This is a genomic window from Robiginitalea sp. (genome assembly GCF_982776155.1).
On sequence record NZ_CEXZKX010000001.1, the window covers coordinates 696183 to 709772 of the forward strand.

11 protein-coding genes are annotated in these 13590 nt (G+C 55.2%); 8 read left to right on the forward strand and 3 right to left on the reverse strand.

What is annotated here, in order from left to right:
• Positions 1–82: 82 nt before the first annotated feature.
• Positions 83–1111, reverse strand: coding sequence for a threonine aldolase family protein (locus AC3DKS_RS02920; protein ID WP_272607373.1), 1029 nt, complete (start codon positions 1109–1111; stop codon positions 83–85).
• Entirely contained in the window at positions 1102–3522 is a 2421-nt protein-coding gene (locus AC3DKS_RS02925) for a zinc-dependent metalloprotease (RefSeq protein ID WP_272607374.1), read from the reverse strand. The genes AC3DKS_RS02920 and AC3DKS_RS02925 overlap by 10 nt, the downstream gene beginning before the upstream one ends.
• Before the next feature lie 190 nt (positions 3523–3712).
• Between AC3DKS_RS02925 and AC3DKS_RS02930 the strand changes: the two genes are divergently transcribed.
• From AC3DKS_RS02930 to AC3DKS_RS02960, 7 genes are all read left to right on the forward strand, one after another.
• The gene (locus tag AC3DKS_RS02930; RefSeq protein ID WP_272607375.1) at positions 3713–5176 is read left to right on the forward strand and encodes a circularly permuted type 2 ATP-grasp protein; all 1464 of its coding nucleotides are present in this window, start codon (positions 3713–3715) and stop codon (positions 5174–5176) included.
• A gap of 4 nt (positions 5177–5180) precedes the next feature.
• Positions 5181–6125 carry an alpha-E domain-containing protein gene (locus AC3DKS_RS02935; protein WP_272607376.1) on the forward strand — a complete coding sequence of 315 codons (945 nt, stop codon included), beginning with the start codon at positions 5181–5183 and terminating at the stop codon, positions 6123–6125.
• Between the two features lie 42 nt (positions 6126–6167).
• The gene (locus tag AC3DKS_RS02940; RefSeq protein ID WP_272607377.1) at positions 6168–7016 is read left to right on the forward strand and encodes a transglutaminase-like domain-containing protein; all 849 of its coding nucleotides are present in this window, start codon (positions 6168–6170) and stop codon (positions 7014–7016) included.
• Positions 7017–7084: 68 nt separating this feature from the next.
• Positions 7085–8177, forward strand: a protein-coding gene (gene prfB, locus AC3DKS_RS02945) for a peptide chain release factor 2 (RefSeq protein WP_238528070.1) whose coding sequence is annotated in 2 segments (ribosomal slippage) — positions 7085–7141 and positions 7143–8177 — 1092 coding nt in all. Because the reading frame shifts where the segments join, the coding sequence is not laid out codon by codon here.
• 30 nt (positions 8178–8207) lie between these two features.
• Positions 8208–8555 carry an arsenate reductase (glutaredoxin) gene (gene arsC / locus AC3DKS_RS02950; protein ID WP_272607378.1) on the forward strand — a complete coding sequence of 116 codons (348 nt, stop codon included), beginning with the start codon at positions 8208–8210 and terminating at the stop codon, positions 8553–8555.
• A gap of 95 nt (positions 8556–8650) precedes the next feature.
• Positions 8651–9106 carry a hypothetical protein gene (locus AC3DKS_RS02955; RefSeq protein WP_272607379.1) on the forward strand — a complete coding sequence of 152 codons (456 nt, stop codon included), beginning with the start codon at positions 8651–8653 and terminating at the stop codon, positions 9104–9106.
• Between the two features lie 6 nt (positions 9107–9112).
• Positions 9113–11608, forward strand: coding sequence for a TonB-dependent receptor (locus tag AC3DKS_RS02960; protein WP_272607380.1), 2496 nt, complete (start codon positions 9113–9115; stop codon positions 11606–11608).
• Between the two features lie 199 nt (positions 11609–11807).
• On the opposite strand, the gene AC3DKS_RS02965 is transcribed toward AC3DKS_RS02960, so the two are convergent.
• Complete coding sequence (locus tag AC3DKS_RS02965) at positions 11808–11984, reverse strand: hypothetical protein (RefSeq protein ID WP_015755085.1); 177 nt, start codon at positions 11982–11984, stop codon at positions 11808–11810.
• A gap of 138 nt (positions 11985–12122) precedes the next feature.
• On the opposite strand from AC3DKS_RS02965, the gene fumC reads away from it, so the two are divergent.
• A complete protein-coding gene (gene fumC / locus AC3DKS_RS02970; RefSeq protein ID WP_015755086.1) occupies positions 12123–13523 on the forward strand; it encodes a class II fumarate hydratase in 1401 nt (466 codons plus the stop codon).
• Positions 13524–13590 lie beyond the last annotated feature (67 nt).

Consider the following 13590-nt stretch of genomic DNA (forward strand, 5'->3'; position numbering starts at 1 on the left):
GGTACCCATTGGCACAGCCGGAACTACCCCCTCCGCACAGCGAGAACTGCCCCATTGGCGGGTTACCCGTGCGAATTTCCGGTTAAAGCTGTATCCCTGAAAGTACTTCCAGTACGCGCATATGCATCGCATCTGTGTAATCCAGGTGGGTGACCATCCGGAGCTTGCCCTGCCCCATGCCGATCAGGCGGATACCGGATTCCTCCATGACTCTCATGAATTCCGATTCGGATACCCGGGGCGTATCGAGTTCAAAGATGACAATATTCGTTTCAACCGGGGCCACGTACCGGACAAATGGCTGCGAATCAAGCACCTCGCCGATCTGGGAAGCCCTTTGGTGGTCTTCCCGCAGCCGGTCGATATGGTGGTCCATGGCGTAAATGGCAGCCGCCGCCAGATAACCGGCCTGCCGCATGCCCCCCCCGAGTACCTTCCGGATTCGCAGGGCTTCCTGCATGGCCTCCCCGGACCCCACCAGCAGGGAGCCCACCGGGCATCCCAGTCCTTTGCTCATGCAAACGCTGATGGTATCAAAGGTTTTGCCGTAAAAGGCCGCATCCCCCGCCCCGTTGGCCAGTGCATTCCAAAGCCGGGCTCCATCCAAATGCAGGGCCAGCTGGTTACTTTCGCATACCTTCCGGATCTTTTCGATTTCCCCGGTATCCCAGCAGGCCCCTCCCCCCTTGTTGGTCGTGTTTTCCAGGCACACCAGGCGGGTTCTCGGGCTGTGATAGAAATCCGGCGGGTTGATGGCAGCTGCCACCTGATCGGCCCGCATCATCCCCCGGTCGCCGTCCACGAGTTTGCAGGACACACCGCTGTTAAAACTCACGCCCCCTCCTTCGTAGTTGTATACATGGGCGAATTTATCGCAGATAAGCTGGTCCCCGGGCTGCGTATGCAGCTTGATGGCCGTTTGGTTGGCCATGGTGCCGCTTGGGAAAAACAAGGCTGCCTCCCTGCCGAAATAGGCTGCAACCTTTTCTTCCAGTGCCTTCACCGTAGGGTCTTCCTTAAAAACATCATCCCCTACCTCGGCCTGCATCATCGCTTCCAGCATGCCGGGCGTGGGCCGCGTCACCGTATCGCTGATCAGGTTTATTTCCAAGAGACCGGGATTTCGTCCGTACAGCCGGAGCCTATGGGTGAGCCGTCCGGTATTTTGGGTGCATCCGGGACCTTAACAAGCTCAGGGTGCTCCCGGAAACGGTCTATACGTCTCACGATTTCCCGGGCCATATCCGAATCCCCGGCCCGCAGCATCTGTCCGCGGATCGCGTCCAGGGCACCCTGGGCTATTCCGTTAACCTGCGGGTGTACCCCTGGATTTTTGGCGAGTGCCATCAGGTGTTCCAGGGTCCGGAACCCGACTACCTCGCGGATGGACTTCTGGTAATCCCCGGATGTGCGGGTTTCGAAGGCCGTATCCAGCAGGGGCTCCAGCACATCTTCCAGGCCGGGAAGGGACGAATCCAGAGCGTGCTGGTGTACCAGGCGTGAGGCTCGTTGAGGGTGCAATAAAAACCCGAGGGTCATATCCGCCGAAGTTTCCGCTGCCCCCAGGGCATCAAAGGACGGCCCGGTCCGCCCTTTGAAGGACTCCCTGCCGGCCCGATACCCCATGGCCCGGGGCGGGAACCATTGGAGGATGTTTTGCGGGATAGCCAGCTCTTCGGGTTCCAGGGTCCTGAGGAGGGCCTCCAGGGCTGCCTCCTGCTGCCTGGCGTCCACCGGGGACCAGGCGGCGGATTCCTGACCGCGCACGGCGTAGTTGTAGTCGAGCCCCCCGATCAGTTTACTTACGGCCTCCGTTTGATAGCGATGGAAAAAATACAGGGGCACAAATACGTCTTCCAGGACGCTCAGGGGTTCCCCCGTGCGGATATTCGCCGGGGAGAACTGCTCCATGGCCTTGCGCCGAACCCGCAGCACGCGTTCGAGCTCCTCTGAAGCATTTGCCCCATTATCCCAAAGATGTGCATAGGCGTGTGCCCCGCCGGCCGGGCGGGCATCCTGATCTGAAATATAGCGCAGGCCGTTGGCTTCAGCCTCCCTGAGCAGTTCAGACAGGGCCTCCTGCTCATCGGTGCCTTCGGGGAAATCCGAGTAGGCATACGCCACTGTTACTTTGTCCCACTCCCCGATTCCCGTATCGTAGGCTTGTGAAAAATCGATCTTACCATTATCCAGCCGCACATAAGGATGCGGGTAATCCATGACTGAGGCGCGGTTGTTGGTGCTTGCGGCAAAATTATGGGCAAAGCCCAGCGTATGGCCGATTTCGTGGGCGGACAATTGCCGGATTCGGGCCAGTGCCAGTTCGAGCATGGGCGATGTGTTTTCGTCCGAATTGGCAAACGGGCCGTCGGTCAGCGCCTGGGCGATCATAAAATCCTGGCGGATGCGCAGGCTGCCCAGGCTTACGTGCCCCTTGATGATTTCCCCGGTTCTCGGGTCGGCTACACTACTTCCGTAACTCCACCCCCTGGTAGACCGGTGGACCCATTGGATGACGTTGTAGCGCACATCCAGGGGGTCTGCGTCGTCCGGCAGCATTTTAACCTGAAAAGCATTCGTATAACCAATGGCCTCAAAGGCCTGGTTCCACCAGCGGCCGCCTTCCAGCAGGGCAGACCGGACGGGTTCCGGCGTCCCGTTATCCAGGTAGTAGACAATCGGCTCAACCGCCTCGCTGCGCTCGGCGGAAGGATCTTTTTTCTCCAGCCGGTGCCTCGGGATGTACCGCTTGACAATCGGTTGTTCCACCGGGGTGGCGTAGTCGTAATAACTAAAGGGGTACACCCCGCTCCGCGGATCAAAGGCGCGCTTTTCGAAGCCCGGGTCCGGCAACTTGATCATGGAGTGGTGCTGGGCCACGGTTACCAATTTCGGGTTGGGGGCCACCGAACGGATATAATTGCCTTTGGGATCTCCTTTGAAAGTGAGCAACACATCGAGTTCAATGTTTTCCGGAAAGGCCCGGGTGCGCTCCAGGTTTACCGCACTTTTACTGGTATCCAGGCTGTAGCTGCCCTGATTGGTCCGTTTGAGTCGGTCGGAAACACCGTGCATATCCTGCATCAGGAAAGGGGTCAATTCCACGATATGCCGTTCCCCGATCGTCTCCACTATCGGGAAGCCAAAGAGTACGGAACGGGCAAAAGCCTGTTCCACCGATTTGCGTTCGAGTTCATTGTCCGTGATGGCCCGGTATTCCAGGTTGGGCTGGATGAGCAGGAGCTTGTTTCCCGCCTTCCGGAAGAAAACCACCTGCTCGTTCCCCAGCTGCCCGCGGTCCAGGCCGATATCGTTGCTGCCAATTCCGCTGCTCAGGGAATAGACATAGAGGAATTCTGTTTCCAGTTTGTCGACCTCCAGGTATACCTTGCCTTCGGAGTCGTCGTAGTAGAAATCAAAATATCCTTCGAATTTTTGATACTCCGCACTTTTTTCCTGAAACTGGCCGGGCACTAGCAGCGGGCTCAGCATGAGCACGACCAGGAATATTCGGTTTTTCATCTTGTGTTATTTGCGCCACAATGTAGCCAAAAATGCAGGGAATCGAAATACGGATGTCGCAAAAACACCACCGGAAATACATGGATTTCGTTCCGGGATGGGTGCGAAAAACGATACGATGCAAAAATTCCCGCTCCCCTTGCCTGTTCCCCATAAAAAGGCGGTATATTAAAAGAAAATCTTCCAATTTATGGCAGGGGACGGCAAAAACATCTTTACCGCATATCACCGGGATCCCAAACTCTTCGACGAATTGTACGACCAGGAAGGAAATGTGACTGCCGTTTACAAAAAATTATTCAAGCTTTACGGGAAGCATTCCATCGCGGATTATTTTGAGCTCAACAAAAAGGCCAAGGCCTCTTTTTTCAACCAGGGGATCACATTCCGCGTCTACAGCGAGGACAAAACCAATGAGAAGATCTTTCCCTTTGACCTGTTCCCCAGGATCATCGGTGCGGAAGAATGGGACCATATTGAGCGGGGTGCGAAACAACGCTGCCTGGCCCTGAACAAATTTCTCTGGGATCTCTACCACGAACAGCAAATACTCAAGGACGGGGTGGTTCCCCTGGACCTGGTGACGACCTCGGAGAATTTCCTGGACCAGATGATCGGCGTGGACCCGCCCGGGGGCATTTACACGCATATTTCCGGAACGGATATCATCCGGCACAACGACGGCCAGTTTTACGTGCTGGAGGACAATATCCGCTGCCCGTCCGGGGTGAGCTACGTTCTGAGTAACCGGACGGCTTTGAAAAGAGCGCTTTTCGGGGTATTCAACCACTACGATGCCCATACGGTAACCAATTACGCGGAAAACCTGCTGGAACTGCTGGAAACGGTCAAACCCGTGGGAGTGGATATCCCGAACACGGTGGTGCTCACCCCGGGCATGTTTAATTCGGCCTTTTACGAACACAGCTATCTGGCCAAGACAATGGGCGTGGAACTCGTAGAGGGACGCGACCTGTTCGTCGAAAACGATTTTGTCTATATGAAGACCATTGCCGGCCCGGAGAAAGTGGATGTCATCTACCGCCGCATCGACGATGCCTTCCTGGACCCCCTGGAGTTCCGCAAAGATTCCTCCCTGGGCGTCCCCGGCCTGTTTGCCGCATACAAAAAGGGGAACGTGACCATCGCCAATGCCCCGGGTACCGGTGTGGCGGACGACAAGGCCGTCTATACCTACATGCCGGATATTATCCGGTATTACCTGGGGGAAGACCCGATACTGAACAATGTCAAAACGTACCATTGCAGCCGAAAGGAGGAATTGGAATACGTCCTGGAAAACATCCGGGAACTCGTAATCAAGCCCGTCGATGAAGCGGGCGGGTACGGGATCTCTATCGGGAATACCCTGACCGATGAGCAGGTAGAGGAGGTGCGCCGGGAAGTGCGGGAATCCCCCCGGAAATACGTGGCCCAGCCCATCCTGTCCCTTTCGGTCCACCCAACCTATATCGAGGAATCCCAGTCGTTTGAACAGCGGCATATCGACCTGAGGACATTTACGGTCATGGGTCCGGAACGAAGTTTCTTACTCAAGGGGGGGCTCACACGCGTGGCGCTTAAAAAAGGAAATCTGATTGTTAATTCATCCCAGGGCGGCGGGTCAAAGGACACCTGGGTACTTAAAAACTGATCATATGCTGGCGAGAGTTGCGGACAACCTATTCTGGATGGGTCGGTATATCGAACGGGCCGAACATACGGCGCGGTACCTGAATGTAAATTACTTCTCCTCCCTGGACGCACCCAACAGTACTTCCCAGTCGCGTGACTTTGTGATGCGCTCCATGCTGTACATGGTGGGCGAACCCGCCACCGACGATATGAATATCGACGAGGACCGCGTACTGACCCGTATTGGCATGGACCGGGAATTTGGCCCCTCGGTCATTAACTCCATTTGTTACGCGCGGGAAAATGCGCACTCGGCCCGGGATCTGATCTCAACCGAACTCTATGAATCGATCAATAAATTCTACCATTTTGCAGAGAACTACCCGGTTAAAAAGTTTGTAAAAACGGGATTGTACGAGTTTACCTCCCAGGTGACGGAAATGACGGCTGTACTCCGGGGCAAGATCCGGGGTACCCTCCTGCACGACAGCATCTACGCGATCATCATGATGGGGGTAAACCTGGAGCGGGCCCTGCAAATTACCCGGATTATCAACGCCAAATACAACGATGCCAAGATGTCCCCGGGAAGCTATGGCGACCGGTTCCGCAACAGTTACGAATGGACCACGCTGCTCAAATGCGCCGAATCCTACGATATGATGCGGCGCTATTACAAAAAAACCCCAAACAGCCTGTGCACCCTTGAATTCCTGATACTGAATTCCAAATGTCCGAGGTCCGTTATGAACAGCCTGAACCAGGTTTACCGGCACGTCTGCACCCTGGATCCTTTAAAGTCCCGCGACAAGGACTCCACCGCATTTTTGGTGGGGAAAGTCCGGGCAGAGTACCAGTTCAAGCGGGTTGAAGACATCGAAGGCAATATCCAGCAATTTATCGAGGATATCCTCAGCGATTTATCCGCAATTGGCGCCCGGATGGAAAATGAGTTTTTCCATTACTGATATTCCGAATTTTAAAATACCTTCAAACCCTTATCTGAGCGAATGGCTGAGACATACACCATACGGTATACAGCCGAAAATCGATACGACCACCCGGTGGTTGAAGCGAGCTGGCAGTTCCTGATCGTCCCGCTGGAGAATGCCTCCCAAAGCCTGGATCGCGTCTTTTTTTCCAATAGCCGGGGGGCTAACTGGGAATTCTCCCAAAATGGGTTTGGATTTACCACCATCCGGGTTCGAAACCGGCACGAACTGACCGATATAGCTTTCGAAGCCGAATTCGAGGTGCTGAAGCAACCCGACAACCCCTTTGATTTTGACCCGTCTGCAGTGCCCGACTACCGACCCGGGGATTTCCGGGAACTTTCCTTCCGCCTGGAGCACCAGATGTTTTTAAAACCCAGCCCCCTGACCCTGCTCCCGGACTCAAAGGATTGTTTCCGTTTCGACACCGGGGTCAATTGCATGGAAAATCTCACCCGGTTAAACGCCTGGGTGTACGAAGACCTAGACTATATGCCCGGGGAAACGGGGGTGGACACCCCGCTTTCGGATATCCTCGATAATCGCAAAGGGGTTTGCCAGGATTTTGCGCATTTGTTTGTTGCCATTGCCCGGGAGCACGGGTTGCCCGCGCGTTACGTTTCGGGCTACCTCCATCAGGGGATGGGGTATGTGGGGGATGCCCAGATGCACGCCTGGGCGGAGGCCTTCGTACCGGGGATCGGTTGGAAGGGCTTTGACCCGACCAATAACCTCCTGGCAGCTTCGGACCACATCAAAGTGGCCCACGGGAGGGATTATTCGGATTGCGCCCCGATCAAAGGCGTGGTATTCGGGCCGGGTGGGAATAGCAGCAACCATCAGGTGGCCGTGAGCAGCCAGCAGTAAATCTGCCGGCCTGCCATGCCCCGCAATTCGCAAAAACAACTTACTTTTACACTCCAAATGCAGTACGAATGAAAGAGAAATTTAAGTCTCTTATGGAACGCCTTGGCGCGTTAAGGAGGTATCTTTGACATAGGTGCCAAACGCATCGAGATTCAGAACGAAGAGGAAAAAACGCTGGAACCCGGCTTCTGGGACGACCCGGTTGCCGCCCAAGGCTTCATGAAGCGCCTGGACACCCTCAAGGGTTGGGTGGAGGAATTCGAAACCGCCGAATCGCTCCTTTCCGACCTGGAGGTAATGGTGGAATTCCACGAGGCGGGTGAGGTAGCTGAAGAAGAAGTGGCACGGCACCTCAAACGAGCTACCGACGCCATTGAAAAACTCGAGTTCCGCAACATGCTTTCCGACGAAGGGGACGACCTCACCGCCGTGCTGCAAATCACTGCAGGCGCCGGCGGGACAGAAAGTTGCGACTGGGCATCCATGCTGATGCGCATGTACATGATGTGGTCCGAGAAAAACGGCTACAAAGTCCGGGAACTCAACTATCAGGAGGGCGACGTGGCCGGAATTAAAACCGTCACCCTGGAAATCGAGGGGCCGTTTGCCTTTGGCTGGCTCAAGGGCGAAAACGGCGTACATCGCCTGGTCCGAATTTCCCCTTTTGACAGCAATGCAAAACGGCATACTTCATTTGCCTCGGTGTATGTCTACCCGCTCGCGGACGACAGTATCGAAATCGAGATCAACCCGGCCGATATCGAAATCACTACGGCCCGGTCCAGCGGGGCGGGGGGACAAAACGTCAACAAGGTGGAGACCAAGGTCCAACTCGTCCACAAACCCACGGGGATTCAGATATCCTGTTCGGACTCCCGGAGCCAGCACGACAACCGCGCGACTGCCCTGAAAATGCTGAAATCCCAGCTTTACGAAATTGAACTGCGCAAGAAGCAGGAAGCCCGGGAAGCGATCGAATCGTCCAAAATGAAGATTGAATGGGGCTCGCAAATCCGCAACTACGTCATGCATCCCTATAAGCTGGTCAAGGACGTGCGTACCGGGGAGGAAACCGGAAATGTGGATGCGGTAATGGACGGGGAGATCAATGACTTCCTGAAGGCCTTTTTGATGATGACCGGGCAGGAAAATTCCGCCTGAGACCCCTGGCAACCCTAAGAATTCACCGACATGTACACAATTTATCACAACCCCCGCTGCCGGAAATCCCGGGAGGGCCTGGCCATCCTGGAAGCATCCGGGAAACCCTTTGAAATTGTCCGTTACCTGAACGACCCGCCTACCGGGGCAACCCTGCGGGAATTGCTCGACAAACTCGGTATGCCCGCCCGCTCGCTGATCCGGACCGGGGAAGCTGTCTGGAAAGCTTCTTATAAAGGGAAGGAATTGAGCGAAGAGGAATTGATCGCTGCCATGTCCGAGCACCCAAAACTCATTGAGCGGCCCATAGTTGCCAGCGAATCGAAAGCCGTCCTGGGCCGGCCGCCCGAGGCGATCAAAAATTTTCTTACTGACTGATTACCAGTTTGTTTAATCGAAATTTAGGTTTTAACAAACATTTAACCAAAAGCAGTTAAACCCTGCACCTTGTAAACTATCTAAAGAAACGACACATGAGAACGCGTGTTTTACTGACATTCCTGTTACTCGGAGGGCTGTTTGCAGCCGAAGCCCAATACGGCTACGGGGCGAATCCCTATTACGGCGGACGCCGACGCAATGTCGTCCCGCAGGCGGAAGCCCCTCCCAAAGAAGTAGAGCCCAAAACTGCCGAGGAACTGGTCTCGGAAGAAATGCCCGAAATCATCCAGGCGGTGGGACTGAACGACTTTGAAGCTGCCGTAGTTTCCTCCATCCTCACCAAATATGTGCAGAAAAGGATGGAATTGCGGATCCTGGAACTCTCCCCGGAAGCAACCCGGGAGGCGCTGGAGCGGCTGGGTATCGAACAGCGGAAGGAGCTCGAAGAGGGGCTGCCGCAGGACAAGTACCAGGCGATGATTGAACTGGAGGAAAATCGGTATAACACAAAAAAGTTCAAAAAGAAAAAACGAAAGAAGAAAACCTAGAACTTCATGAGACACTTCCTTATCCTGCTCTTTGCAGCAATTTCCCTGAACCTGCAGGCTCAACGACCCCAGGGTCCGGGAGAAAAAAGCATCACACTAACCGGTACAGTACTGGATCAGGATACAGGAAGACCCCTGGAGTACGCTACCCTCGTCCTTCAAAAAGTGGGCGAACCGTCGAATGTCACCGGCGGTATTACCGACATTGACGGGAAATTCAACGTGACAACCGAACCCGGTCGATACAACATCCGGGTGGAATACATCTCCTACCTCCCCTACACCCTGGACAACCAGCTATTGAGGCAATCCCGGGACCTCGGTGAAATTCGCATGGCGATTAACGCCCAGGAGCTGGATGCCGTGGAGGTCATCGGGGAACGCACCACCGTGGAAGTCCGCCTGGACAAGAAAATCTACAATATCGGGAAAGACCTCACCAACAGCGGGGCCACCATCTCCGACGCCCTGAACAACGTCCCCTCGGTTACCGTAGACGTGGAAGGCGCCATCAGCCTCCGGGGAAACGAAAACGTCCGGATCCTGATCAACGGCAAGCCGTCTGCCCTGGCCGGCTTCGGCTCTACCGAGGCCCTGCAGCAATTGCCGGCCGACGCCATTGAGCGCGTTGAGGTAATCACCAGCCCCTCTGCCCGGTACGATGCAGAAGGGACTGCCGGTATCTTGAATATCGTTCTCAGGAAGGAAAAAACACTGGGTTTCAACGGCTCGGTAAATACCTATATCGGGGTGCCCGTGAATTCGGGCATTACGGCCAACGGGAATATCCGTACCGACGCTTTCAACCTGTTCAGCACGCTGGGCTACCGCTACCGGGATGCCCCGGGCAACGGGTATTTCGACAACTCCTACACCTCGGGTTCCTTTGACCGGATCATCGAGGACCGGGATATCAACCGATTGAACAGAGGGCTCAACTGGAATATCGGTATGGAATACTTCCTCAACGACCAGTCCAGCCTTACCGGGAGTTTCTTTTACCGGTTGGGGAATGACGACGACCAGACAGACAACAATACCACCCGTTTCGTCGGTTCGGAAATCGATAGCCGGACACTGCGGCAGGAACTCGAGTCCGAGGACGACCGGAGCTATCAGTGGTCGCTGAATTACACGAACAATTTTAACGATGACGGACACAAGCTTACCGCCGATGTCCAGATTGGGCGCGACCGGGAAGACGTCGCCACGGTGATTGAGGAGCGCACCACCTTCCCCCAGGATGGCCTGGTGGCCCTGGAAAATGTTGCCCAGGAGGAGAATTCAAACGAATATCTCATCCAGGCCGATTATGTCCTCCCGATGGGTGAATCCCAATTTGAGGCCGGATTCCGGTTTGACCTGGAGGAGGAGATCACCAGCTTCCGCCTCGACTCCCTGGACCGGGCCAGCGGGCAGTTCGTGGTCAACGAGTTGCTGACCAACACTTTTACCTACAATGAGGATGTCTATGCGGCCTATACCCAATACGGGAGTAAAATCGGGAAATTTTCCTTCCTGCTCGGGCTCCGGTTGGAGAATACGCGCCTGAGGGGCGAATTGGAATCGGAATTTGACCCCACCGCCCTGGAAGAGGAACTCGGGGTAGACGTGGATGTGAATTTCGACAAGAATTACCTGGGGCTCTTCCCCACAGTGAACCTGATCTATGAAATTGGGGAGAATGAGAATATTTCCCTGGGGTATAACCGCCGGATCAACCGGCCCCGGGGCTGGTTTATCAACCCGTTCCCTTCCCGGGACTCACGTACGAACGTCTTCCAGGGAAACCCCGACCTGAACCCGGCCTTTTCGAATACCTTCGATTTGGGCTACCTGAAGCGCTGGGATAAACTGACCTTCAATACCTCCGTCTATTACCAACGGGAAACGGATTCCTTTGAACGTATCCAGGAATCCACCGGGCAGACTACCACAGATGGGATCGACATCATCCGCTCCATCCCGATCAACCTGTCTACCAACCAGCGGTACGGGGGCGAGGCGAGTATCCTGTTTAACCCCTCCCGGAAATTCCGGATCAACTCGAGCTTCAACATCTTCCGGTTTGTAAACGAAGGCTTCTTCAACGGCGTGGATTACGGGGCGGAGAATACCAGCTGGTTTGCACGCCTTGGATCCAAGGTCACGCTGCCTGCCGCCATCGAATGGCAGACAAATGCCTTTTATTTCGGCCCGCGCCAGAATGCCATCACGGATACCAAGGGGATTTTCTCCCTGAACCTGGCTTTTAGCAAGGATATCATTGAAGACAATGGCACGATTACCTTGAACGTCAACGATTTTTTCAACTCCAGGAAGCGCCGTTCCTTTACCGAAACCGAATTCTTTACCTCGGACAGCGAATTCCAGTGGCGGCAACGCTCCGTGACCTTTTCGTTTATCTACCGCTTCAATGAACAGAAAAAGCGGAATGCCGGCCGCGGGGGCAATGGAAACTTCGATGACGATGGGGAATTCGAAGGCGGTTCGGGTTCCTGAGCCCCGGAACTATGGCCTGTGCAACGCTTCAAGTCCGGGCGCAACACATAAAGCCCGGGCGGTGCGCCTTACGAGCGCCTTCCGGTGAACAGCCGCAAGCGCTGCCAATCACATAGAGACCAAATGCAAAAAGAGCGGGAAAACATCCCGCTCTTTTTTCGTATTTTTCTTAATTCTTGTCCGGAATCGACCCGGGATGTTATGCCTGGCGGCGACGCGCTTTCTTCGCCTCGCGCCGCTCTTTCCAGAGTTCAAGCAGGTTGCCCCCCAGCCAATAAGGTACTACAAAAGCCAGCAGGAAGATCATCAGCCAGAAACCGATGGTAACGATGGTTAAAAAGGCCAGGAAGCCGAGGTATTGGTCAAACTCAAACATATCGTTAGCTTTTCACCACAAAGATAGTGGGAATCGGACCAATCCTACAAATCAAATGCAAAAAAAACGTCTCTCCCCCACCCGTGCCTCCACGGAAATTTTGGGCTGAATCCGTACCTTTGGGTAAAATACCCAAACATGGAATACCGTACAGAAAAAGACACCATGGGCACCGTGCAGGTGCCCGCCGACAAATATTGGGGCGCCCAGACCGAGCGCTCCCGGAACAACTTTAAAATCGGGCCGCCCGCGTCCATGCCGCTGGAAATCGTCTATGGCTTCGCCTACCTGAAAAAAGCGGCCGCCTACGCAAATTGCGACCTCGGGGTGCTCCCGGAGGAAAAGCGCGACCTGATCGGCCGGGTTTGCGACGAAATCCTGGAGGGAAAACACGACGACCAGTTCCCGCTGGTCATCTGGCAGACCGGTTCGGGCACCCAGAGCAACATGAACGTGAACGAGGTGATCGCCAATCGGGCCCACGAACTGGCCGGTCACACAATTGGCGAGGGGGAGAAAACGCTCCAGCCCAACGACGATGTGAACAAGTCCCAGTCGTCGAACGACACCTTCCCCACCGGGATGCACATTGCGGTTTACAAAAAACTCGTGGATGTGACCCTGCCCGGAGTCCGGGCACTGCGGGATACCCTGCAGGCTAAGTCGGAGGCGTTTATGGACGTAGTCAAGATTGGAAGGACCCACCTGATGGATGCCACCCCGCTGACCCTTGGCCAGGAGTTTTCAGGCTATGTGGCCCAGCTCAATTTTGGGATCCGGGCCCTGGAGAATACGCTGGACCACCTTTCGGAACTCGCCCTGGGAGGTACAGCCGTGGGCACCGGCCTGAACACGCCCAAAGGATACGACGTTAAAGTGGCCGGGTATATCGCCGAGTTCACTGGTTTGCCTTTCAAGACAGCGGGTAATAAGTTTGAGGCCCTGGCAGCCCACGACGCACTGGTGGAAACCCACGGCGCCCTGAAACAACTGGCGGTTTCCCTGAATAAAATCGCCAACGATATTCGCATGATGGCCTCCGGCCCGCGTTCCGGAATCGGGGAGATCATTATCCCGGCCAACGAACCCGGGAGCTCTATTATGCCCGGCAAAGTGAATCCCACCCAGTGCGAAGCGCTCACCATGGTTTGTGCCCAGGTAATGGGCAATGACGTGGCCGTCACTGTAGGCGGCACGCAGGGGCATTACGAATTAAACGTCTTCAAACCGGTAATGGCCGCAAATGTCCTGCAGTCCGCCCGGTTGATCGGGGATGCCTGCCGGAGTTTTGAAGCGCATTGTGCCTCGGGCATCGAACCCAACCGGGATACCATCGAAAAGCTCCTGAACAATTCGCTGATGCTGGTCACCGCCCTGAATACCAAAATCGGGTATTACAAGGCCGCCGAAATTGCCAATGCGGCCCATAAAAACGGGACGACCCTCAAAGAAGAGGCCGTACGCCTCGGATATGTAACCGAAGCCGAATACGACCAGTGGGTCCGGCCGGAAGATATGGTGGGCAGCCTGGACAAATAGCTGCTTATCCGGAAATCCCTATTTAACATCAAAAAGCCGCCCGGGTTGGGCGGCTTTTTTTTCGCTT